Annotated in this window: 21 protein-coding genes and 1 pseudogene; 11 read left to right on the top strand and 11 right to left on the bottom strand. The window is 72.0% G+C overall.

Annotation, left to right across the window (positions count from 1 at the left end; all coding sequences use genetic code 11):
- Window positions 1–24: 24 nt before the first annotated feature.
- Together ABD140_RS35995 and glnA (ABD140_RS35990) are read right to left on the bottom strand one after the other, a co-directional pair.
- Entirely contained in the window at window positions 25–1803 is a 1779-nt protein-coding gene (locus ABD140_RS35995; protein ID WP_344246773.1) for an NAD+ synthase, read from the bottom strand.
- Between the two features lie 78 nt (window positions 1804–1881).
- Window positions 1882–3243, bottom strand: coding sequence for a type I glutamate--ammonia ligase (glnA, locus tag ABD140_RS35990; RefSeq protein WP_344246771.1), 1362 nt, complete (start codon window positions 3241–3243; stop codon window positions 1882–1884).
- A 191-nt stretch (window positions 3244–3434) separates the two neighbouring features.
- Here glnA (ABD140_RS35990) and ABD140_RS35985 point away from each other — a divergent pair, with 191 nt between their 5' ends.
- From ABD140_RS35985 to ABD140_RS35975, 3 genes are all read left to right on the top strand, one after another.
- The gene (locus ABD140_RS35985) at window positions 3435–4172 is read left to right on the top strand and encodes an arginase family protein (RefSeq protein WP_344246769.1); all 738 of its coding nucleotides are present in this window, start codon (window positions 3435–3437) and stop codon (window positions 4170–4172) included.
- Between the two features lie 46 nt (window positions 4173–4218).
- Window positions 4219–5247: a terpene synthase family protein gene (locus ABD140_RS35980; protein WP_344246767.1), complete on the top strand. Its 1029-nt coding sequence runs from the start codon at window positions 4219–4221 to the stop codon at window positions 5245–5247.
- A gap of 74 nt (window positions 5248–5321) precedes the next feature.
- The gene (locus ABD140_RS35975; protein WP_344246765.1) at window positions 5322–8294 is read left to right on the top strand and encodes a bifunctional [glutamine synthetase] adenylyltransferase/[glutamine synthetase]-adenylyl-L-tyrosine phosphorylase; all 2973 of its coding nucleotides are present in this window, start codon (window positions 5322–5324) and stop codon (window positions 8292–8294) included.
- 118 nt (window positions 8295–8412) lie between these two features.
- On the opposite strand, the gene ABD140_RS35970 is transcribed toward ABD140_RS35975, so the two are convergent.
- A complete protein-coding gene (locus ABD140_RS35970; protein ID WP_344246763.1) occupies window positions 8413–9594 on the bottom strand; it encodes a cytochrome P450 in 1182 nt (393 codons plus the stop codon).
- A gap of 93 nt (window positions 9595–9687) precedes the next feature.
- On the opposite strand from ABD140_RS35970, the gene ABD140_RS35965 reads away from it, so the two are divergent.
- Window positions 9688–10503 carry an SAM-dependent methyltransferase gene (locus ABD140_RS35965; protein WP_344246761.1) on the top strand — a complete coding sequence of 272 codons (816 nt, stop codon included), beginning with the start codon at window positions 9688–9690 and terminating at the stop codon, window positions 10501–10503.
- A gap of 134 nt (window positions 10504–10637) precedes the next feature.
- Here ABD140_RS35965 and ABD140_RS35960 read toward each other — a convergent pair.
- Window positions 10638–11186 (bottom strand): annotated as a pseudogene (locus ABD140_RS35960) (phosphatase PAP2 family protein); the annotation flags it as partial.
- 408 nt (window positions 11187–11594) lie between these two features.
- Here ABD140_RS35960 and ABD140_RS35955 point away from each other — a divergent pair.
- Window positions 11595–12326, top strand: a complete 732-nt coding sequence (locus tag ABD140_RS35955; protein ID WP_344246759.1) for a Type 1 glutamine amidotransferase-like domain-containing protein — start codon at window positions 11595–11597, stop codon at window positions 12324–12326.
- A 10-nt stretch (window positions 12327–12336) separates the two neighbouring features.
- A complete protein-coding gene (gene lipB / locus ABD140_RS35950) occupies window positions 12337–13005 on the top strand; it encodes a lipoyl(octanoyl) transferase LipB (RefSeq protein ID WP_344246757.1) in 669 nt (222 codons plus the stop codon).
- A gap of 8 nt (window positions 13006–13013) precedes the next feature.
- Here lipB and ABD140_RS35945 read toward each other — a convergent pair whose 3' ends face one another.
- Complete coding sequence (locus ABD140_RS35945) at window positions 13014–13517, bottom strand: DUF1877 family protein (RefSeq protein WP_344246755.1); 504 nt, start codon at window positions 13515–13517, stop codon at window positions 13014–13016.
- Between the two features lie 129 nt (window positions 13518–13646).
- Window positions 13647–13970 carry a YbjQ family protein gene (locus ABD140_RS35940; protein WP_344246753.1) on the bottom strand — a complete coding sequence of 108 codons (324 nt, stop codon included), beginning with the start codon at window positions 13968–13970 and terminating at the stop codon, window positions 13647–13649.
- 55 nt (window positions 13971–14025) lie between these two features.
- On the opposite strand from ABD140_RS35940, the gene lipA reads away from it, so the two are divergent.
- Both lipA and ABD140_RS35930 read left to right on the top strand, forming a co-directional pair.
- On the top strand, window positions 14026–14958 hold the full coding sequence (lipA, locus tag ABD140_RS35935; protein ID WP_344246751.1) for a lipoyl synthase: 933 nt from the start codon (window positions 14026–14028) through the stop codon (window positions 14956–14958).
- A 10-nt stretch (window positions 14959–14968) separates the two neighbouring features.
- Window positions 14969–15646, top strand: coding sequence for a DUF4191 domain-containing protein (locus ABD140_RS35930; RefSeq protein WP_425544189.1), 678 nt, complete (start codon window positions 14969–14971; stop codon window positions 15644–15646).
- Window positions 15647–15727: 81 nt separating this feature from the next.
- Here the strand turns inward: ABD140_RS35930 and ABD140_RS35925 are convergent, their stop codons facing one another.
- On the bottom strand, window positions 15728–16204 hold the full coding sequence (locus tag ABD140_RS35925) for an RDD family protein (protein ID WP_344246747.1): 477 nt from the start codon (window positions 16202–16204) through the stop codon (window positions 15728–15730).
- A 158-nt stretch (window positions 16205–16362) separates the two neighbouring features.
- Between ABD140_RS35925 and glnA (ABD140_RS35920) the strand changes: the two genes are divergently transcribed.
- Window positions 16363–17787, top strand: coding sequence for a type I glutamate--ammonia ligase (glnA, locus tag ABD140_RS35920; protein ID WP_344246745.1), 1425 nt, complete (start codon window positions 16363–16365; stop codon window positions 17785–17787).
- Between the two features lie 58 nt (window positions 17788–17845).
- On the opposite strand, the gene ABD140_RS35915 is transcribed toward glnA (ABD140_RS35920), so the two are convergent.
- Window positions 17846–18013 carry a hypothetical protein gene (locus tag ABD140_RS35915; RefSeq protein WP_344246743.1) on the bottom strand — a complete coding sequence of 56 codons (168 nt, stop codon included), beginning with the start codon at window positions 18011–18013 and terminating at the stop codon, window positions 17846–17848.
- Between the two features lie 105 nt (window positions 18014–18118).
- On the opposite strand from ABD140_RS35915, the gene ABD140_RS35910 reads away from it, so the two are divergent.
- Complete coding sequence (locus ABD140_RS35910) at window positions 18119–18244, top strand: hypothetical protein (RefSeq protein ID WP_344246741.1); 126 nt, start codon at window positions 18119–18121, stop codon at window positions 18242–18244.
- Between the two features lie 282 nt (window positions 18245–18526).
- Here ABD140_RS35910 and ABD140_RS35905 read toward each other — a convergent pair whose 3' ends face one another.
- Window positions 18527–19123: a TetR/AcrR family transcriptional regulator gene (locus tag ABD140_RS35905; protein ID WP_344246739.1), complete on the bottom strand. Its 597-nt coding sequence runs from the start codon at window positions 19121–19123 to the stop codon at window positions 18527–18529.
- 104 nt (window positions 19124–19227) lie between these two features.
- On the opposite strand from ABD140_RS35905, the gene ABD140_RS35900 reads away from it, so the two are divergent.
- Window positions 19228–20766, top strand: coding sequence for an acyl-CoA synthetase (locus ABD140_RS35900; protein WP_344246737.1), 1539 nt, complete (start codon window positions 19228–19230; stop codon window positions 20764–20766).
- Window positions 20767–20823: 57 nt separating this feature from the next.
- Here ABD140_RS35900 and ABD140_RS35895 read toward each other — a convergent pair whose 3' ends face one another.
- Together ABD140_RS35895 and sucB are read right to left on the bottom strand one after the other, a co-directional pair.
- Window positions 20824–21717 (bottom strand): TIGR01777 family oxidoreductase, encoded by an 894-nt coding sequence (locus tag ABD140_RS35895; RefSeq protein ID WP_344246735.1) that lies wholly within the window; start codon window positions 21715–21717, stop codon window positions 20824–20826.
- Between the two features lie 26 nt (window positions 21718–21743).
- The coding region (gene sucB, locus ABD140_RS35890; RefSeq protein WP_344246733.1) for a 2-oxoglutarate dehydrogenase, E2 component, dihydrolipoamide succinyltransferase at window positions 21744–22778 on the bottom strand (1035 nt) is incomplete at its 5' end.

The following is a 22778-nucleotide window of genomic DNA, read 5'->3' as shown; positions in this document are numbered from 1 at the left end:
CGGCGCCCGGCCGGGCGCGGCAGGTCAGTGCTTCTCGCGCCAGCGGGAGGTGATGGGCAGGCGGCGGTCGCGGCCGAAGTTCTTGCCGGTGATCTTCGGGCCCGGCGGGTACTGGCGGCGCTTGTACTCGGCGCGGTCGACCAGGAGGATGACGCGCTCGACCAGGGCGGGGTCGTGGCCGGCCGCGATGAGCTCGTCGTGGCCCAGGTCGCGTTCGACGTAGTCGTCCAGGAGGCGGTCGAGCTGGTCGTAGGGGGGCAGGGAGTCGATGTCGCGCTGGTCGGGGCGCAGCTCGGCCGACGGCTCCTTGTCGATGATGGCCACCGGGATCGGCTCGGGCCCCAGGGCGGCCAGGAACGGGCCGGGCCCGGCCTGGGTGTTGCGCCAGCGCGAGACCTCCCACACCAGGGTCTTGGTGAGGTCCTTGATGGGGGCGAACCCGCCGGCGCTGTCGCCGTAGAGGGTGGAGTAGCCGACGGCCAGCTCGCTCTTGTTGCCGGTGGTCAGCACCAGGTGGCCCTCCTGGTTGGACAGGCCCATGAGGATGTTGCCGCGGACGCGGGCCTGGAGGTTCTCCGCGGCCAGGCCGGTCAGCTCCAGCTCCCGCTCGTAGGCGTCGACCAGGTCGCGGATCGGCACGACGCGGGCGTTCAGGCCCTGGCGCTTGACGAGTTCCTCGGCGTCGGTCACCGAGTGGTCGCTGGAGTAGCGCGAGGGCATGAGCACCACGTGCACCTTCTCCGGGCCCAGCGCGTCGGCGGCGATGGCCGCCACCAGCGCCGAGTCGATGCCGCCGGACAGGCCGAGGATCACCGACCGGAAGCCGTTCTTGCGGACGTAGTCGCGCACGCCGGTGACGAGCGCGCCGTAGACCTCGGCGGCGTCGGCGAGCGGCTCGGCGGCGCGCGGGTCCTCGGCGGGGCCGTCATGGCGGGGCGCGCCGGAGACGAGGCGGCGCTCGACGGTGATCACGCTGCCGTCCCCGGCGTCCACGGGGAAGGAGCCCTCGCCGGCGGCGGGGTCGGCCTCGGGCAGGTCGAGGTCGGCGATCAGGAGGTCCTCGGCGAACTGCGGCGCGCGGGCCAGCAGCTCCCCGGCGGCGTCGACGATGAGCGAGTCGCCCTCGAAGACCAGCTCGTCCTGGCCGCCGACCATGTTGACGTAGGCCAGCGCGCAGCCGGCCTCGCGGGCGCGCCGGGCGCACAGCTCCAGCCGCTGGTCGTCCTTGCTGCGCTCGTACGGCGAGCCGTTGACCACCAGCAGCAGCCCGGCGCGGGCCGCGGCGGCGGCGCTGACGGGGCCGCCGTCCTGCCAGAGGTCCTCGCAGATGGCGGCGGCGACGTCCACCCCGGCGATGCGCACGACCGGCAGCCGGTCGCCCGGCACGAAGTAGCGGAACTCGTCGAAGACCCCGTAGTTGGGCAGGTGGTGCTTGGCCGAGCGCAGCAGCACCTCGCCGCGGTGCAGCCAGGCCAGCGAGTTCTCCGGGGCGCCCGCGGGCTGCCCCGCCGCCGCGGCCTCCCGCCGGTCGAGGTAGCCGACGGCCACGGGCAGCTCGCCCAGCCCCTCGGCGGCGAGCCGCGCGGCCAGCGCGGTCAGCGCCGCGCGGGAGGCGGCGACGAACGAGCCGCGCAGCGCCAGGTCCTCCACCGGGTAGCCGGTCAGCACCATCTCGGGGAAGGCGGCCAGGTCGGCGCCCGCCTCCAGCGCGCGCCGCGCGCCCTCGACGACGAGGCCGGCGTTGCCTGCGAGATCGCCGACGGTGGGGTTGACCTGGGCGAGAGCGATGCGTAGACGGGCCATGCGAACAGCCTAGATCAGAGCCGGAAGATCCCTACGGGTGAGGAGAGTGGCCTGGACCACTCTCCCCGGCGGTCCGGCTCAGAGCACCTCGATGTAGCGCTTGAGTTCGTATTCCGTCACCTGGCGGCGGTAGTCCTCCCACTCCGCGCGCTTGTTGCGCAGGAAGAAGTCGAACACGTGCTCGCCCAGGACGTCGGCGAGCAGCTCCGAGCGCTCCATGGTGCGGATCGCCTCGTCCAGCGACTGCGGCAGCGGCTGGATGCCCAGCACCCGGCGCTCGGCCGGGGTCAGCGCCCACACGTCGTCCTCGGCGCCCGCGGGCAGCTCGTAGCCCTCCTCGATGCCCTTCAGGCCGGCGCCCAGGATGGCGGCGAAGGCCAGGTAGGGGTTGCAGGCGCTGTCCAGCGACCGGAACTCGATCCGGGTGGAGTGGCCCTTCGTCGGCTTGTACATGGGCACGCGGATCAACGCCGAGCGGTTGTTGTGGCCCCAGCAGACGTAGGAGGGCGCCTCGCCGCCCTGCCCGGCGTCGTAGCCGGGCCCGCCCCACAGGCGCTTGTAGGAGTTGACCCACTGGTTGCAGACCGCGGTGATCTCCGGCGCGTGCCGCAGCAGGCCCGCGATGAAGGAGCGGCCCACCTTGGACAGCTGGTACTCGGCGCCGGGCTCGTAGAACGCGTTGCGGTCGCCCTCGAACAGGGACATGTGGGTGTGCATGCCCGAGCCCGGGAACTCGGTGAACGGCTTGGGCATGAACGAGGCCCACACGCCCTGCTCCAGCGCGACCTCCTTCATGACCAGGCGGAAGGTCATGATGTTGTCGGCGGTGGTCAGCGCGTCGGCGTAGCGCAGGTCGATCTCCTGCTGGCCGGGGGCGCCCTCGTGGTGGCTGTACTCCACCGAGATGCCCATCGACTCCAGCATGGTGATCGCGTTGCGGCGGAAGTCGTGCGCCGTGGAGTGCGGCGTGTGGTCGAAGTAGCCGGCCTGGTCGACCGGCTCGGGCGCCCGGCCGTCCTGGGGCAGGCCCTTGAACAGGAAGAACTCCACCTCGGGGTGGGTGTAGAAGGTGAACCCGAGGTCGGCGGCCTTGCCCAGGGTGCGCTTCAGCACGTACCGGGGGTCGGCGAAGGAGGGGGTGCCGTCGGGCATCAGGATGTCGCAGAACATGCGGGCCACCCCGGGCGCCTCGGCCCGCCACGGCAGGACCTGGAAGGTGGACGGGTCCGGCTTGGCCAGCATGTCGGCCTCATGGACCCGGGCGAAGCCCTGGATGGAGGAGCCGTCGAACCCGATGCCCTCGGTGAAGGCGCCCTCCAGTTCGGCCGGGGCGACCGCCACGGACTTCAAGAAGCCCAGGACGTCGGTGAACCAGAGCCTGATGAACCGGATGTCCCGCTCTTCGAGGGTCCGGAGCACGAACTCCTGCTGACGGTCCAATGCCATTCTCCTTACGAGCCGGTGAACCGGGTCTCGGCTGCTCAGCGCCGCCACACCGGGCCTTACTCCCAGTCTGCACCTCGGGTGTTTCCCCGGCGTTACAAACCTACCCGCCGGGTGCGATCCGCGTAGTGGCCCGTCCAGGGTCGAAGTCCTCGAACGATCCCACAGTTCCGGGATACCTTCATCCAGTGAGCGTTATCTGTGTGCCCTATCACCTCGACGAACGGCTGCCGGACTTCGAGGCGCCGATCGAGGCCGACGAGACCATCACGCTGCTGCTCCCCGAGGCCGGGCACTGGCGCCGGATGGCGGTGCTCTACGACACGGTCGCCGACTCGGTCGCCAAGCTGGCGGGGGAGGGGGACCGGCCGGTCGTCGTCTCCGGCGACTGCACCACCTCCCTGGCCGTCGTGGCGGGCCTGCAGCGCGCGGGGATCAGCCCCTCCATCGTCTGGTTCGACGCCCACGGGGACGTCCACACCCCGCAGAGCACCGCCTCGGGCTATCTGGGGGGCATGCCGCTGCGGCTGCTGGTGGGCGCCAACCCCGAGGTGATCGCCGACCTGCTCGGCCTGGAGCCGGTGCCCGAGCGGCGGGTCGTCCTGGTGGACGCGCGCGACCTCGACCCGCCGGAGGCCGAGTACCTGGCCGGCGCCGCGATCACCCGCTGCCAGGTCGCCGACGTGGACGAGCCGGTGCTGCCCGACGGCCCGATCTACCTGCACGTGGACTTCGACGTCATCGACTCCGGCGAGCTGCCCGGCCTGCTGTACCCCGCGCCGGGCGGGCCCTCCCTCAAGAAGGTGCACAAGGCGATCCGCCGGGTGCTGGACACCGGCCGGGTCGTGGCGGTGGGCGGCGCCTGCACGTGGACGTCGGGCCACGGCGCGGCCGCCCTCGTGGAGCCCATCATGACCGGACTTTGACCCGAAGGAGCCGGGCGGCGCGGCGGCGCTCACCTAACGTGAGCGCATGCTGACCTCCGAGCTGCTGCTGCCGCTGACCTGGCGGGTCCCCTCCCTCGCCGCGCCCTGCGAGGTGCACCGCGACCTGTGGACGATCGGGGAGGAGGCGAACTCCTGGGCCCGCTCCCGGGGGCTGGTGGTCGGCGACGCCGACACCTCGCGGCTGGGCCGCGGCCGGTTCGAGCGGCTGGCCTGCCGGATCTTCCCGGACGCCGCCGCGGAGCGCGTCCTGCTCTTCTCGCGGTGGCTGCTGTGGCTGTTCGCCTTCGACGACCTGCGCGACGAGACGCCGTTCGGCGGCTCGGCCACCGAGGTGGACGCCCTGTACGAGGAGCTGGCGCGGACGGTGCGCCGCGGGGCGCCCCGCGCCGGGGCGGGCCCGCTGGAGGCCACCCTGGCCGAGCTGTGGCGCGAGTCCGCGGAGGGCATGGGCGGGGACTGGCGCCGCCGGTTCCGCATCCACCTGGGGTGGCACCGCCAGGGCTGCGCGGACGAGGCGGTGGGCCGCCGCACCAGGGAGCTGCCCGCCCTGGCGGACTACCCGCGGCTGCGGCGCCGCACCAACGGCCCGTTCATGGCCGACCTGGTCGAGCCGGTCCTGGGCGTGGAGGTCCCCGACGAGGTGGTCCGCACCCGCTCGTGGCAGCGCCTGTGCGAGGGCGTCAACGACGTGACCGCCTGGTGCAACGACGTCGCCTCCTACCCGCACGAGAGCGGCCTGGGCGCTTCCTGCAACTACGTCGCCCTGGCGGTGCGGGAGCTGGAGGTGGAGCCGCTGGCGGCGATCGCCTGGGTCGGCGAGCGCATCGAGGAGGGGCTGGCGCGGATGGCCGAGGCGGCCGAGGCGCTCGAAAGGGAGGCCGCCTGGCGGGACCGGGACGCCTCGGAGCGGGAGGGGGCCGGCCGGGTGGTCCGCGCCCTCCTGGGGGTGCCCCGCGCCCAGCTGGACTGGATGGTGGAGAGCGGGCGCTACAGCCCGATGCCCGACACCTCGGTCCCCGCGCCGCGCCGCCGCGCCGGTCTGGCCTTGAAGTGAGGTCTGTAACGTTCCGGAGACCTTGCCCACCTTGATCCCTTCCCAGCGCTCACTGGACGGTTAGTTTGACAGGTGTGAGCGAACGCCGTACCTCCCTCACCGCAAGGCTCGCGCGGTTGGGTTTCACCGACGCGTCCGCGGCCGAGAGGGCCATCTCCACTTCTCCCGTTCCCTTCGACGATCCGCTGCTCGCCGCCCTGGGCGGGACCGCCGATCCGGATCTCGCCCTGAGCGGGCTCCTCCGGCTGGCCGAGGCGGATCCGGCGTTCCCCCGCCGGCTGGCGGACGACCCGCTCTTCGCCGGCCGGCTCCTGGCCGTCCTGGGCGTCAGCGCGGCGCTGACCGACCACCTGGCGCGCCACCCCGACCAGTGGAACGTGCTCACCGGGCCGCCCGACCGGCCCTCCGCCCGGGAGCTGCGCGCCGGGCTGCTCGCCGCGGTGGGAGCCGACCCCGACGACCCCGTGCCCGTGGGCCGCGCCGACGCGCTGGACCCGCTGCGCGTCGCCTACCGGGGCGGGCTGCTGAACCTGGCGGGCCGCGACCTGACCGGCGAGGCGGACGTGCGGGAGGTGGCCGAGGAGCTGGCCCTCCTGGCCGACGCCGCGCTGGAGGCGGGGCTGGCCGTCGCCCGCGCCCAGGTGCCCGAGCACGCGCTGTGCCGCCTGGCCGTCATCGGCATGGGCAAGTCCGGCGGCCGCGAGCTCAACTACGTCTCCGACGTGGACGTCATCTTCGTCGCCGAGCCCGCCGAGGGCGCGGGCGAGGAGGAGGCGCTGCGCGCGGCCACCCGGCTGGCGTCGGCGATGATGCGGGCCTGCTCGGCCGTCACCCCCGAGGGCTCCCTGTGGGAGGTCGACCCCAACCTGCGCCCGGAGGGCAAGTCGGGCCCGCTGGTGCGCACCCTGGCCAGCCACCGCGCCTACTACGAGCGCTGGGCCAAGACCTGGGAGTTCCAGGCGCTGCTCAAGGCGCGTCCGGTCGCCGGCGACCCGGAGCTGGGCCGCGACTACCTCGACGCCCTGGCCCCGATGGTGTGGAAGGCGGCCGCGGGCGAGGACTTCGTCGCGGACGTGCAGGCGATGCGCCGCCGGGTCGAGGAGCACCTGCGGGAGCGGCACGGCGAGGTCGAGCGGCAGCTCAAGCTCGGCCCCGGCGGCCTGCGCGACGTGGAGTTCGCCGTCCAGCTCCTGCAGATGGTGCACGGCAGGACGGACGCCCAGCTGCACAGCCCCAACACCCTGGACGCGCTGGCCGCGCTGTCGGAGGGCGGGTACGTGGGGCGCGACGACGCCGCCGCGCTGGAGGAGGCGTACCGCTTCCTGCGCCGCACCGAGCACCTCATCCAGCTGCAGCACCTGCGCCGCACCCACCTGGTGCCCGCCGACGAGGCGGGGCTGCGCCGGCTGGGCCGGGCGCTGGGCCTGACGGGCGACCCCGCCGAGCGCTTCACCGAGCTGTGGCGCCGGCACGCGCGGGGCGTCCGGCGCATCCACGAGAAGCTCTTCTACCGGCCGCTGCTGCGGGCGGTGGCCAACCTGCCGGGCGAGGAGGCCAGGCTCACCCCCGAGGCCGCGCGGGCGCGGCTGCTGGCGCTGGGCTACAACGACCCGGCCGGGGCGCTGCGCCACATCGAGGCCCTCACCCGCGGAGTGTCGCGGCGGGCGGCGATCCAGCGCACCCTGCTGCCGGTGATGCTCGGCTGGTTCGCCGACGCGCCCGACCCGGACGCCGGCCTGCTGGGCTTCCGCCGGGTCAGCGACGCGCTGGGCGCCACCCCCTGGTACCTGCGGCTGCTGCGCGACGACGTGACGGTGGCCGAGCGGATGGCGCGGCTGCTGGCCTCCAGCGCCTACGTCACCGACCTGCTGCTGCGCGCCCCCGACGGGGTGAAGATCCTGGGCGACGACGCCGAGCTCGCCCCCCGCCCCGTGGCGGACCTGCGCGCCGAGGCGCTGGCGGTGGTGGGCCGGCACGGCGACCGGCAGAAGGCCGAGCACGCCGTCGCGGCCGTGCGGGCGATCCGGCGGCGCGAGCTGTTCCGGATCTCGGCGGCCGACCTGCTGGACCTGGCCGACGTGCGGACGGTCAGCGAGGCGCTCAGCGACATCACCTCCGTCACCCTGGAGGCGGCGCTCGCCGCGGCCGTCAACAAGCTGGAGACCGAGAAGGGCGAGCCGGTCCCGGCCCGGCTGGCGATCGTGGCGATGGGCAGGTACGGGGGGCGCGAGCTGAACTACGGCAGCGACGCCGACGTCATGTTCGTCTACGAGGCGCTGGAGGGAGTCGAGGACGGCGAGGCGCACCGGGCGGCGCACGCCGTCGTCGAGGAGCTGCGCCGGCTGCTGGCGCTGCCGGCGCCCGAGCCGCCGCTGGGCATCGACCCCAACCTCCGCCCGGAGGGCAAGTCGGGTCCGCTGGTGCGCAGCCTGTCGTCGTACGCCGCCTACTACCGGCGCTGGTCCTCGCCGTGGGAGAGCCAGGCGCTGCTGCGCGCCGACCCGGTCATCGGGGACGCGGGGCTGTGCGCGCGGTTCGCCGAGGTGATCAACCCGATCCGCTGGCCCGAGGGCGGCATCGGCGACCAGGTCGTGCAGGACATCCGCCGGCTCAAGGCGCGGATGGAGGCCGAGCGGCTGCCGCGCGGCGTCGACCGCAGGCTGCACCTCAAGCTCGGTCCCGGCGGCCTGTCGGACGTGGAGTGGGTGGCGCAGCTGCTGCAGCTGCGCCACGCCCACGAGGTGCCCGAGCTGCGCACCACCCGCACGATCGCCGCGCTGGAGGCGGCGGTGGAGTACTCGCTGCTGCGGGCCGAGGACGCCCGGACGCTGGTGGACGCCTGGTGCCTGGCCACCCAGATCCGCGACGCGGTGATGCTGGTGCGCGGCAGGGCGTCGGACCTGCTGCCGACCGACCACCACCGGGAGCGCACGGCGGTCAGCGGCCTGCTGGGCTACTCCGGCAGCGGCGACCTCCTGGAGGACTGGCGCAGGCACGCCCGGCACGCCCGGGAGGTCACCGAGCGGGTCTTCTACGGGACGGGCTGAGCCCGCGGGGCGTCCGGTGCCCGTAGGCGTCCGGGGCCACCGGGCGTTCGGCGGCCCCGGACGTCCGTGCCCGCGGGCGTGCCGGGCACGGCGTGCGGCCGTGCCCGGCGCCGCGCGGTCAGCGGCGGGCGGTCACCCGGGTGGGCAGCGAGACGAAGCCGCGGTTGATGGAGGTGTGCACCCGCTTGGCCGCCGCCTCGTCGATCTCGTAGTCGGCGACCGTCGCGGCCAGCTCCGTCAGGGCCAGCCGCGCCTCCAGCCGGGCCAGCGGCGCGCCCAGGCAGTGGTGGCGGCCGTTGCCGAAGGCGAGGTGCCCGCCGGTGTCGCGGTCGAGGTCGAACCGGTCGGGGTCGGGGAAGGCGCGGGGGTCGCGGTTGGCGGCGCCGCTCAGCAGCAGCACCTTCTCACCGGCGGGGATCGTCACCCCGTGCAGCTCGACGTCCTCGGTGGTGGTGCGGGGCGAGGACTGGGAGACCGGGTCGTAGCGCAGCGTCTCCTCGATCCAGTCCTCGATCCGGCCGGCGAAGGCGCGCTCGCGCTCGGCGGGGTGCTTCCACGCGGCGTGCCAGGCGTTGCCCAGCAGCAGCATCGTGGTCTCCGAGCCCGCGCCGATCAGGAGGACGAGGACGCCGATGACCTCCTCGGGGGTGAGCCGGTCCTCGTTCTCGCTGACCTGCAGCAGTCCCGACAGCAGGTCGTCCTGGGGCCGCCGGGCGCGCTCGGCGGTCAGCTGCGCGTAGTAGCCGATCAGCGCGCCCATGGCGTCGGTGGAGCCCTCGTGCATCTGGCCGTCGCCCTCCTCGGGCGCGTGCATGACGGCGAAGCTGATCTCGCGGACCTGCTCGCGGTCGGACTCGGGCACGCCGACCAGCTCGGAGATGACGTCGGTGGGGTACTTCGCGGCGAAGTCGATGAGGTCGAACTCCTCGCCCTCCAGCAGCGGCTCCAGGTGGGCGCGGGCGATCTCCAGCAGCCGGGGCTCCAGGGCGGCGATCCGCCGGGGGGTGAACGCCTTGTTCACCAGCCCGCGCATCCGGGTGTGCTTGGGCGGGTCCATGGCCACGAAGGAGAAGAACTGCTCGGCCTGGGGGCCCCAGAAGGGCTCCTCGATCCGGATCCCGTTGCGGCTGGAGAAGCGCCGGTCGTCACGGAAGGCCGCGAGGACGTCGGCGTGCCGGGAGAGCGCCCAGAACCCGTCCTTCTCGTTGTGGTAGACGGGGGCCTCCTCCCGCAGCCGCGCGTAGAACGGGTACGGGTCCTCATGGACCGTGAAGTCGAACGGACTGTAACGCAGCTCCATCGCCGCACCTTTCCCCTCAGTGCCAGACCACCGAGACGATCATGTCGTGAAAGCTGTGTTATGTCAGGGGTTTGCTAGGCATAATGACGTTTTGTGAGTTCTGAACGGGCCCCACGTGGTATCGATCCCACCAAGGCGCACCCCGCGCGCCGGTACAACTACTGGCTCGGCGGCAAGGACAACTTCGCCGCGGACCGGGAGTCGGCCGAGATCGTCGCCTCCGGCTTCCCCACCATCAGGCTCTCCGCGCTGGAGAACCGCAAGTTCCTGCAGCGGGCGGTGCGCCACCTCGCCGCCGAGGCGGGGATCCGGCAGTTCCTCGACATCGGCGCGGGGCTCCCCTCGGCGGGCAACGTGCACGAGGTCGCCCAGGACGTGGCCCCGGAGTCGCGGGTGGTCTACGTCGACAACGACCCGATCGTGCTGGTCCACGCCCGCGCGCTGCTGAACAGCTCCCCCGAGGGCGCGACCGCGTACGTGGACGCCGACCTGCGCGAGCCCGAGAAGATCCTGAACGCCCCCGAACTCACCGAGACGCTGGACCTGTCGCGGCCGACGGCGCTGATCCTGGTCGCGACGATGCACTTCATCACCGAGGACGAGGACGCCTACGGGCTGCTGGGCCGCCTGCGCGAGGCGCTCGCGCCCGGCAGCCACATCGCCATGACGCACGCGACCCTCGACTACCTTCCCGAGGAGCGGCGAGCCGGGGTCATCGAGAACGACGAGAAGAGCGGCGTTCCCTTCCAGATGCGGACCCGCACGGAGTTCACCCGGTTCTTCGACGGGCTCGAACTCGTCGAACCGGGCGTCACCTCCGTCGTCGAGTGGCGGCCCGACGACCCGCCCGGGGAGCGGCCCACGGTCGAGGACGTCTCGATGTACGGCGCCGTCGCCCGCGTGCCCTGAGCCGCCCGCGCGCCCTGGTCGGACCCGCCGTCCCCGGCGCGGACGCGCGGGCGGCGGTGGAGCAGCCAGGAGACGCAGGTCGCCAGGAGGATCAGCGCGGCGCCGGCCACCGCGTCCAGGACGTAGTGGTTGGCGGTCGCCATGATCACCAGCACCGTCGCCGCCGGGTAGAGCACGCCCAGCAGCCGCGTCCACCAGGAGCGGCCCAGCAGCAGCAGCGCGATGCCGCACCACAGCGCCCAGCCCGCGTGCATCGACGGCATCGCGGCGTACTGGTTGGCCATCGCGGTCGAGGCGCCCGAGGAGTACAGGCCCGGGGTGTCGAAGAAGACGACCGGGTCGACGAAGCCCTGCTCGGGCAGGAAGCGCGGCGGCGCCAGCGGGTAGAGCCAGAAGCCGATCAGCGCCAGCCCGGTGGCGGCCATGATGCCGGTGCGCAGCCACGCGTAGTGGCGGGGGCGGGCGCGGTAGAGCCAGGCGACGATGCCGATCGTCACCACGAAGTGGGCGCTCAGGTAGAAGAGGTTGGCGGCCGTGGCCAGCCCCTCGTGGTCCAGCAGCAGCCGGTTGAGGCCCAGCTCGACGTCCAGGCCCGCGGCCCGTTCCCACTCCAGGATCCGCGCGGCGTTGCGGAACGCCTCCCCGGGGCCGCCGGGGCCGTCGATGATGATCCGCGTCGCCATGTAGGCGGCGTAGAAGAGCGCGATGAGCAGGAGCTCGCGCCAGACGGGGGGCGTGCGGGCCGCCGGGACCGCCGGAGCCTCCGGCCGGGCGTCCGCGCCCGGGACTCCCTGAAGCCTGGGGGGAGATGTGGCGATCTGGAGCATGGATTAACTTTGACGGAATTTCTCCTTTATGAGATCACCATGCCGGATGGTCTTCGCCTCAGACTTTCGGCGTAGACCACCCCGCCTCCGGTCGGGGCCGGGGCAGGGCCGGGGCCGGGGTCGGGGCCGCCCACCGCGGTACGGCGTGCCGCCGCCGGCCGGACGCGCGCCGCACGATCCACAGAATCGGGGAAAGCGCCAACGGGGGCTGTGTGTAGTCGTACGGTGACTGTGCAAGGTACTCAGCGATCCCAAGGAGTGCATGTGAGCACCGACGGACAGCCGCACATCCTCGCCATCGGCGGCGGGAGCTTCCTGCCCGACGGCCGGCACGGGCTGGAGCCCAGCCCGCTGCTGCGCTACGCCTTCGACCTCACCGGGCAGGACCGCCCCCGCGTCTGCTTCCTGGCCACCGCCACCGGCGAGCCGGCCGAGCGGCTGGCCGCCGCCTACGCCGCCTTCGGCCGGATGGACGCCGAAGTCAGCCACCTGGCGCTGTTCCCCATGCCCAACATCGAGGACGTGCGCGGGCACCTGCTCGCCCAGGACCTCGTCTACGTCTTCGGCGGCAGCGTGGTGAACCTGCTGGCGCTGTGGCGGGCGCACGGCCTGGCCGAGGTCTTCGCCGAGGTCTGGCGGGCGGGCGTGGTGCTGGCCGGGCAGAGCGCCGGCGCGCTGTGCTGGCACTCCGGCGGCAACACCGACTCCTTCGGGCCCGAGCTGCGCCCCCTGCGGGACGGCCTGGGCCTGCTGCCCTACTCCTGCGGCGTGCACTACGACAGCGACCCGCAGCGGCGCCCGCTGCTGCACGCCTCGATCGGCTCGGGCGAGCTGCCCGAAGGCTACGCCGCCGACGAGGGCGTCGGGCTGCACTACGTGGGGACCGAGTTCGTCCAGGCGGTGACGTACCGGCCGGACGCGCGGGCGTGGCGGATCGAGGCGGACGGCTCGGGCGGGGCCAAGGAGACGCCCATCGAGCCGCGCCAGCTCAAGTAGGCTCTGATCTGTGATTTTCGTACATGCGGGCTTCGGCGACCGGGCGGTTCCCTACGAGGAGGGGTGGGAGCTGCAGCGGCGCACCCACCGCGACAGGGTCGCCGGCGAGACCGAGGACACCGTGATCCTGCTGGAGCACGAGCCGGTCTACACCGCGGGCAAGCGCACCGAACCGCTGGACCGCCCCCTGGGCGACCCGGGCGCGCCGGTGATCGACGTCGACCGCGGCGGGAAGATCACCTGGCACGGTCCGGGGCAGCTGACGTTCTACCCGATCGTCAAGCTCCCCGATCCGATCGACGTGGTGGCGTTCGTCCGGCTGCTGGAGGAGGCCATGATCGACGTCATGGCGGAGTTCGGCCTCACCGGGGTGCGGGTCGAGGGGCGCAGCGGCGTCTGGCTGGTCGACGGGGTGAACCCGGACCGCAAGCTGGTCTCCGTCGGGCTGCGCGTCTCCCAGGGCGTGACCATGCACGGGGTGCAGATCAACTGCGACTGCGACCTGTCCTGGTTCGACAGGATCGTGCCCTGCGGCCTCAAGGACGTGACCTCCACCTCGCTCACCCGCGAGCTGGGCCGTCCGGTGGCGGTCCGCGAGGTGCTCCCCGTGGTGGAGAAGCACCTCGCGGCGCGGCTGGACGCGCAGGGGGCGGCGCACCGCGCGCTCGCGCAGCCGTAGGCGCCTGCTCACCCCATCGTCTTGAAGATGCTCTCGCCGTGCGCGGCGGCGTCCGAGAAGAACCGGCCCAGCGTGTGGTAGCTGGGCTTGAACAGGTTGTCCCGGGCGGCGTCGGTCCAGCTGGAGACGCCCTGGACGTCCGCCATGGCCATGGCGGCCAGGTCGAAGCGGCGGGAGGGGAAGGGCGTGTGGGCCAGGTGGTCGGCGGCGATCTTCACCCGCTCCTGGGAGAGGAAGATGATGTCGAACCCCAGCGCGTCGGCGCCGTCCTCGGTGAGGAGGCGGCCGCCGCAGACGACGTCGGCCTCGGGGGAGCGCCCCTCCCAGGGGTCCCCGGTGATCAGGTAGTGCAGCCCCTGCCAGTTACCGGCCAGGTCGAGCACCCTTCCGGGGTGGGCCTTGCGCCAGTCGGGAGAACCGAACACCTGCCGCGCCACCTGGCCCGGGTCGGCACCGCCCTCCACCGGCAGCCTCAGATAGGTCATGGCCAGCGCCACGGCTGTTCCTCTCATTTGTTCCTGTGCGACTCGTTTGGCAACAGCGAGTCACCCTAGAGAGATCGCTCCGCGCGCGGGAGCCAAAACCGGGAATCGGCCTGCATGGACCACCCGATTGTTATACAGACTGTACCTTTCTGCCCCTCAGTCCACCTTCTGGACACGTACCGCGGTCCCGTAGGCGCAGATCTCCGTCCCCAGATCGCGCAGGTCGCTGGACTCGTAGCGGACGGCCAGCACGGCGTCCGCGCCCTTGTCCTCGGCGGCCCTGATCAGGCGGCTGCGCGCCTCCATGCGGAAGTCGTGCAGCTCCTTGGTCATGCCGCGGGGCTCGCCGCCCAGCAGGGTCTTCAGGCCCGCCTCCAGGCTGGAGGCGCCGCTGCGGACCAGGACGGTGAGACCGAACACATCGCCGAGCACCTCGGTCACGCGGTATCCGGGCAGGTCGTTCATGGTGGAGAGGATCACGGGGGTTGCCTCCGCTGCGGATGAAGAACGCCGGTCTGGGACGTACCCTAGCCATGTGAGTGCTGTAGCCCCAGAGGGGCGGAAGCTGCTGCGGCTGGAAGTGCGCAACGCGGAAGTCCCCATCGAACGCAAACCGTCGTGGATCAAGACCAGGCTCAAGATGGGCCCCCAGTACCGGGAGCTCACCGAGCTGGTCAAGGGCGAGGGCCTGCACACCGTCTGCCAGGAGGCCGGCTGCCCCAACATCTTCGAGTGCTGGGAGGACCGCGAGGCCACCTTCCTCATCGGCGGCGACCAGTGCACGCGGCGCTGCGACTTCTGCCAGATCGACACCGGCAAGCCCGCCGAGTACGACACCGGCGAGCCCGCCCGGGTCGCCGACTCCGTGGCGACGATGGGCCTGAAGTACGCCACCGTCACCGGCGTGGCCCGCGACGACCTCCCCGACCAGGGCGCCTGGCTGTACGCCGAGACGGTGCGCCAGATCCACGAGCGGGTCCCCGGCTGCGGCGTCGAGCTGCTGGCCCCGGACTTCAACGGGCAGCCCGAGCTGCTCGGCCAGGTCTTCGAGGCCGCGCCCGAGGTGTTCGCGCACAACCTGGAGACGGTGCCGCGCATCTTCAAGCGCATCCGCCCGGCCTTCCGCTACGAGCGCTCCCTGGACGTGATCACCCAGGCCCGCCGGGCCGGGCTGGTCACCAAGTCCAACCTCATCCTGGGCATGGGCGAGACCCGCGAGGAGATCTCCCAGGCGCTGACCGACCTGCACGAGGCCGGCTGCGAGCTGATCACCATCACCCAGTACCTGCGCCCGACCCCCCGCCACCACCCCGTCGAGCGCTGGGTGAAGCCGCAGGAGTTCGTCGAGCTGCAGGAGGAGGCCGGCGAGATCGGCTTCGCCGGCGTCATGTCCGGACCGCTGGTGCGCTCCAGCTACCGCGCGGGGCGGCTGTACCGCCAGGCGGTCGAGGCGCGCGCCGATCACTAGAATGAGTGGTATGGCAGAGAACGACAAGCCCGGGCGCTTCCGGCAGATCCGCATGGTGGCCCAGATGGTCCACCGGTCCAACCCGAAGGCGCTCCCGATCGTCTTCGCCTCGGCGCTGGGCACCCTGGCGCTGTTCGTGGTGCTCGGCTTCTTCATCAGCAGCCTCTGGTTCATGATCCCGCTGGGCATCATGGCGGCGATCATCGTGGGTCTGGTGATCTTCGGGCAGATGGCCCAGCGGACCCAGTACAAGCTGATGGAGGGCCAGATCGGCGCCGCCTACGGGGTGCTGGACACCATGCGGGGCAACTGGGTGGTGACCCCGGCCGTGGCGGGCAACCGCAACATGGACGTGGTGCACCGGGTGGTCGGCAGGCCCGGCATCATCCTGGTCTCCGAGGGCCCCTCCTCGCGGGTGGCCGGGCTGCTCGGCGCGGAGAAGAAGAAGATCTCGCGGCTCGCCGCCTCGGTGCCGATCTACGACTTCCAGGTCGGCGAGGAGGAGGGCCAGGTGCCGCTGGCCAAGCTGCAGGGCAAGCTGATGAAGCTGCCGCGCAACCTCAACAAGGCGCAGCTCAACGACCTGAACGACCGGATGCGCGCGCTGCCCGCCAAGCCCGGCATGCCGGGCGGGCCGATGCCGCGCAACGTCCGGATGCCCAAGGCGCCCCGGCCCCGCTCCCGCTGACGGAGCCCGTGGCCGACAGGCACGGTGATGACGAAGAAGCCCGCGGAGGACGCCTCCGCGGGCTTCTTCGCCGTGGGCGCGTCAGCGGCTCTCGATGACGATCGTGTCGGCGGCCCGGTCGTGCAGGCCGCGGTGGTCGCGGTCCCACAGGAGGGCGGGCACCACCAGCACCAGCAGCACCATGCGGGCGAGCGCCCACACCGGGCCGACCGGCCCGCCGTCGCGCCGCACCACGTGCAGCCCCGCGACGAGCTTGCCCAGCGTGGTGCCGGCGAAGGCCACCAGCAGCCAGGCCTGCAGGCCGAAGATCACCAGGGTCATCAGGTTCTTGGTCTGGTCCGACCAGTCGAAGGCGTTGGCCAGGCCGCCGGAGATCAGCGTGCACAGGAGCCAGTCGACCATCAGCGCCACCAGGCGCCGCGCGTAGCTGCCGGCCGAACCCCGGCCCCTGCGGGGCAGCCCGAGCTGCTCGCCCGGATACCCCAGGTCGGCTCCCGCCGCCCGGGCCCCGCTCAACCACGTCCCGGTCCAGCGGGCCTTGTTCTCGTTACCGCTCACCCCTCAAACGTACCGGCAGCCGCCGGAAGGGCCGTCCCGCCCCAGGTCCGGCAAGGTGGGACGGAGATTACGGTTACAGCGCCGCAACACACGGGAAACGAGCTGGATACGACGCCGATCTAAAGTCATGATCGTTGGTAGCGCCCCAGGGAGGCCGGATGTTCAACAGCGCCGAGGAAGTCCTGTCCTATATCCGTGACGAAGGTGTGGAGTTCGTCGACGTGCGGTTCGTCGACCTGCCCGGCACCGTGCAGCACTTCACCTTCCCCGCCTCGAACTTCGGCGAGAACGTCTTCAGCGACGGGCTGATGTTCGACGGCTCCTCGATCCGCGGCTTCCAGGAGATCCACGAGTCGGACATGCTGCTGCTGCCGGACCCGACGACCGCGGTCGTCGACCCGTTCCGCCAGCACAAGACCCTGAACCTCACCTTCTTCGTGCACGACCCGCTGACCGGCGAGCCCTACAGCCGCGACCCGCGCAACATCGCCAAGAAGGCGCAGGACTACCTGATCGGCACCGGCATCGCCGACACCGCCTTCTTCGGCCCCGAGGCGGAGTTCTACATCTTCGACGACGTCCGCTTCAAGACCGCCGCCAACGAGGGCTTCTACTTCCTGGACTCCATCGAGGGCGCCTGGAACACCGGCCGCAAGGAGGAGGGCGGCAACCTGGGCGCCAAGCCCCCCTACAAGGGCGGCTACTTCCCGGTGCCCCCGATGGACCACTACACCGACCTGCGCTCGGAGATGGCCAGGCAGCTGATGCAGGTGGGCATCGAGGTCGAGATGCAGCACCACGAGGTGGGCACCGCCGGCCAGTCCGAGATCGACATCCGCTTCTCCACGCTGCTGCACTCGGCCGACCAGCTGATGCTCTACAAGTACGTGGTGAAGAACGTGGCGCGCGACCACGGCAAGGCCGTCACGTTCATGCCCAAGCCGATCTTCGGTGACAACGGCTCGGGCATGCACTGCCACCAGTCGCTGTGGAAGGACGGCAGCCCGCTGTTCTACGACGAGGTCGGCTACGCCGGCCTGTCCGACATGGCGCGCTTCTACATCGGCGGCCTGCTCAAGCACGCCCCGGCCCTGCTGGCCTTCACCAACCCGACGGTCAACAGCTACCACCGCCTGGTCCCCGGCTACGAGGCGCCGGTGAACCTGGTCTACAGCCAGCGCAACCGCAGCGCCTGCATCCGCATCCCGATCACCGGCACCAACCCCAAGGCCAAGCGCATCGAGTTCCGCGTCCCGGACCCGTCCTGCAACCCCTACCTGGCCTTCTCGGCGATGCTCATGGCCGGCCTCGACGGCATCAAGAACAAGATCGAGCCGATCGAGCCCGTCGACAAGGACCTCTACGAGCTCCCCCCCGAGGAGGCCCGCAACATCCCGCAGGTCCCCGGCTCCCTGGAGGCCGTCCTCCAGGCCCTCGAAGCCGACCACGCCTTCCTCCTCGAAGGCGGCGTCTTCACCGAGGACCTCATCGACACCTGGGTCGCCTACAAGCGCGAGAACGAACTCGACCCCATCCGCCTCCGCCCGCACCCCCACGAGTTCGAGCTGTACTTCGACGTGTGACCGGAAACCGGCCGGCCGCGGAGCAGGTTCCGCGGCCGGCCGGTTTCTCTCGGACCTGTCAGACGGTGGCGCAGCAGGAGCATCCGCCGTAGTCGGGGCTCTCATAGGTGATCCCGTCGTCCCCGGACCGGGGGATCACCTCCTCGCAGGCGGGGCAGCGGGGGGTGAACGACGGGTTGACCTGGAAGAGCTTGGAGTTCTCCAGCGCGAAGATCGCCTTGACCACGTCCGGTCCGTGTTCGCGGACCCCCTGCCGGAGGAAGTCCAAGGCCCCGTAGCGGTGACCGCATCCGCAGGGCAGGGGGCGAAGCGGAAACCGGTGAGGCGTTCGATGCCCAGCTCCTCCCTGATCCGCGCGATCTCCTCGTCGGGCACCTCCGCCAGCCCCGTGGACGCGACGCGCTCGGGCGTCCAGTACCACTCCTTGACCGCGTCGGCCTGGGCGCGGGTCAGGTAGAACGAGGCGGAACCCCCGCTTTCGATCACTGCCTTCACCAGCGCGACGACGGTGCCGTCGTCCGCCGCGACCACGGCCTTTCCGCGAGCGGCGATGGCGTCGATGCCGGAGAGCAGGGACGTGTCCATGGTTCCTCCTTCGGATCCCCCCGGGCCCCTGCCGGGTCTACCGCCTTCCTCTCCGTTTCCGCGTAAAAAGATGGCCAGCGGCCTTTCGCCGTTCCGCGTGGGGGAGGGCCGGGGTGTGGCCGGGGTGCGGAAGCGCGGCCGGGGCCTCGGGCGGTCAGGGGCCCGTCTGGAGGATGGGGGTGAGGTGGTGGCGGGCGAAGGCGGCGGCGGTGGCGGGGTCGGCGAGGTCGACGACGGCGCTGGGGGAGAGGCAGTAGGAGACGACGGTGCGGGCCAGGATGTCGGCGGAGACCTCCATGGCGGCGTGGTGGACGCCGGCGTCGCGCATGAGTTCCAGGTAGTAGGCGCGGAGGAGGACGATGAGGGGCTCGCCGTGGGTGGTGAAGGAGGGGAGGAAGGGGCCGGGGTCGGCGCGCAGGAGGCGGGACAGGCGGCTGCGGCGGGCGTAGCCGATGATGAAGACGAAGGCCGCGGCGATCTTGTCGGGGAGGGTCGGCTCGGCGCGGGCGATGACGCGGCCGCGGGCGTAGAGGTCGCGGGCCTCCTCGATGAGGACGGCGGTCACCAGGTTCTGCTTGCCGGGGTAGCGGCGGTGGATGGTGACGCGGGAGACGCCGGCGCGGCGGGCTATCTCCTCCAGCTTGGCGCGGCGGATCCCCTTGTCCAGGAACTCCTCGAGAGGGGCCCGCAGGATGCGGGCCGTCGTCGGGTCGTGTTCGGGAGACCCCTCCCTGGTGATCTCGTCCAGCACCTGCGCTCCCTTGCCGAATCAAATTCGGTTTTCCTCTTCCCTGCGGTCGCAGGATGTAACACAATGCGGAAAACGTAACATCGCTTCAACGTCGAGGTAGCGCTATGGATCTTGGGACGATGGCCGAGCGGTTCCCGGAGAAGCCGGCCGTGATCATGTCGGGCTCCGGCCGGACCGTCACCTACCGGGAGCTCGACGAGGCGTCCAACCGCCTCGCCCAGGTCTTCCACGAGGCGGGGCTGCGTCCCGGCGAGCACATCGCGTTCATGCTCGAGAACCGGTGGGAGTTCTTCGCCGTCGCCTGGGCCGCCCAGCGCTCCGGCCTGTACTACACCGCCATCAGCACCCGGCTCACCGCCGACGAGGCCGGCTACATCGTCGGCAACTGCGAGGCCAGGGCGTTCGTCACCGCCGCCTCCCTGGCCGGCGTCGCGGGGCAGATCACCGAGGGCAACGAGCGGCTCGTCCTGAAGCTCATGCTGGACGGCGCCGCCGAGGGGTTCTCCTCCTACGAGGAGGCCGTGGCCGCCGCCCCGGCCGCCCCGCTGGAGAAGCAGGTCGAGGGCATGGACATGCTCTACTCCTCGGGCACCACCGGGCGGCCCAAGGGCATCAAGCCGGCCAACGACTTCAACCCGTTCGGCACGCCGGGAGTGCTGTTCCACCTCATCCAGTTCCTCTTCGCGCCGGACGAGCACTCCGTCTACCTCTCGCCCGCCCCGCTCTACCACGCCGCCCCCCTGCGCTACACGATGACGTTCCAGCGCTTCGGGGCCACCGTCATCGTCATGGAGAAGTTCGACGCCGAGAAGGCTCTGTCGCTCATCCAGGAGCACCGGGTGACCCACAGCCAGTGGGTGCCGACGATGTTCATCCGGCTGCTCAAGCTCCCCGCGGAGGTCCGCGCCGCCTACGACGTCTCCAGCCTGAAGTACGCCGTGCACGCCGCGGCGCCCTGCCCGATCCCGGTCAAGCAGCAGATGATCGAGTGGTGGGGGCCGGTCGTCCACGAGTACTACGCGGGCACCGAGGGCAACTGCTTCATGTACGTCAACAGCGAGGACTGGCTGGCCCACCCCGGCACCGTCGGCAAGCCCGTGCTGGGCGAGATCCACGTGCTGGACGAGGCGGGCGAGGAGCTGCCCGCCGGAGAGACCGGCGTCCTGTACTTCGACAAGGGCCCGGAGTTCGTCTACCACGGCGACCCGGCGAAGACCGAGTCCTCGCGCGACCCGAAGGGCCGCGGCTGGACCACCCTCGGCGACATCGGCCACGTCGACGCCGACGGCTTCCTCTACCTCACCGACCGCCAGTCCCACATGATCATCAGCGGCGGCGTCAACATCTACCCGCAGGAGGCCGAGAACCTCCTGGCCGTGCACCCCAAGGTCGCCGACGTCGCGGTCTTCGGCGTCCCCGACCCGGAGATGGGCGAGCAGGTCAAGGCCGTCGTCCAGCCCATGTCGATGGCCGACGCGGGCGAGGAGCTGGCCGCCGAGCTCATCGCCCACTGCCGCGACAACCTCGCCCACTACAAGTGCCCGAAGAGCGTCGACTTCCGCGAGGAGCTGCCCCGCCACCCCACGGGCAAGCTGCTCAAGCGCGTCCTGCGCGACGAGTACGCCGAGCGGTCGCAGGCCTGACCATGTGAACGGCGCCTCGGTACGCCGCCCCCGGCCCTCCCCGGCCGGGGGCGGCTTTCACGCTTCCAGGGCGGCTTTCAGCGCCGCGGGGAGGTCCGGATCGGCGAAGGAGAACCCCGACTCCAGCAGCCGGACGGGCAGGACGCGCTGGCTGACGAGGGGGCCCTCGTCAGCGAAATCGCGCAGGACGAGCCTCAGTAGGGGCGCCGGCACGGGCAGGACCGCCGGACGGCGCAGGACGCGGGCCAGCTCCCGGGTGTACTCGGCGTTGGTGACCGGGGAAGGGGCGGTGAGGTTCACCGGCCCGGACAGGTCGGAGCCGATGAGGTGGCGCAGGGCGCCGACCTCGTCCCGCAGGCTGATCCAGCTCGTCCACTGGCGGCCGTCGCCGAGCCTGCCGCCCGCGCCCAGCCGGAACAGGGGAAGCGTCCTGCCGAGGATCCCGCCCCGGCGGGACAGGACGATGCCGGTCCGGGGAAGGACCACCCGGATCCCGGCCGCGGCGGCCGGCGCGGAGGCCGCCTCCCAGTCGGCGGTCAGGTCCGCCAGGAAGCCGGCGCCCTTCGGCGCGGACTCGGTGGTCTCCGCAGCCCCGGTGTCCCCGTAGAAGCCGATCGCGGAGCCGCTGACGAGGACGGACGGCGGCGACTTCAGCCCGGCCAGGGTCTCGGCCAGCAGCCGCGTGCCCCGGACCCTGCTGTCGCGGATCAGCCGCTTGTAGGACTCGGTCCACGGCCTGTCGCCGACGCCCGCGCCCGCCAGGTGCACGACCGCGTCCGCGCCCTCCAGCGCGGCGCGGTCGATCTCGCCGGCGGCGGGGTCCCAGAAGGCCTCGTCGGGACGGGAAGGGGCACGGCGCACCAGCCGGAGGACGTCGAAGCCCTCGCCGCACAGTCGCGCGACGAGGGCTTCACCGATCAGGCCAGAGGCGCCCGAGATGATCGCTCGCACGCCCCCAGCCTACGGGGACTCCTTGCTCAGAGGCCGAGCTCGGACTCGAAGTGGCCTTCCTCAAGGCGGTTCTTGACCGTGGTGAGGAAGCGGGCGGCGTCGGCGCCGTCCACCAGGCGGTGGTCGTAGGTCAGAGCCAGGTAGACCATGGACCGGATGGCGATGACCTCGCCCAGGCCCGGGTCGTTGACCACGACGGGGCGCTTGACGACCGCACCGGTGCCCAGGATGGCGACCTGGGGCTGGTTGATGATCGGCGTGTCGAACAGCGCGCCGCGGCTGCCGGTGTTGGTGATGGTGAAGGTGCCGCCGCCGAGCTCGTCGGGGCCGACCTTGTTGGAGCGGGTGCGCTCGGCCAGGTCGGCGACCTTGCGGGCGAGCCCGGCGAGGTTGAGCTCACCAGCGTCCTTGACCACGGGGACCAGCAGGCCGCGGTCGGTGTCCACCGCGATGCCCAGGTGCTCGGCCTCGTGGTAGGTGACCTCGTTGTTCTCGCTGTCGATGACCGCGTTGACATTCGGGTGCGCCTTCAGCGCCTCGATGGAGGCGAGGGCGAAGAACGGCATGAACGTCAGCTTGACGCCCTCGCGGGCCTGGAAGTCGGCCTTGGCGCGGTCCCGCAGCCGGGCGATCTTGGTGACGTCCACCTCGACGACCGTGGTGAGCTGGGCGGAGACCTGGAGGGAGTCCACCATGCGCCGGGCGATGGTCTGGCGCAGCCGGCTCATCTTCTCGGTCTTGCCGCGCAGGGCGGCGGACGCGGCCGAGACCGGAGCCGGGGCCGCCGGAGCGGCGGGGGCCTGCGCGGGCGCGGCGGCCGGAGCGGCGGCGGCCTTGGCCTTGGCGGCGTCCTGGACGTCCTGCTTGCGGATGCGGCCACCGACACCGGTGCCCTTCACCGTGGACAGGTCGACGCCCAGCTCGCCGGCCATCTTGCGGACCAGCGGCGTCACGTAGGCGCCCTCGCGCTCGGCCGTGGCGGCCTGCGTGGCGGGCGCCTGCTGGGCGGCGGCCTGCGGCGCGGGGGCCGCAGGCGGTGCAGGCGGTGCGGCCGGAGGCGC

It is taken from the genome of Actinocorallia libanotica (assembly GCF_039525175.1).
Lineage (GTDB): Bacteria > Actinomycetota > Actinomycetes > Streptosporangiales > Streptosporangiaceae > Actinocorallia > Actinocorallia libanotica.
This window is presented reverse-complemented; position numbering and strand designations above follow the sequence as displayed.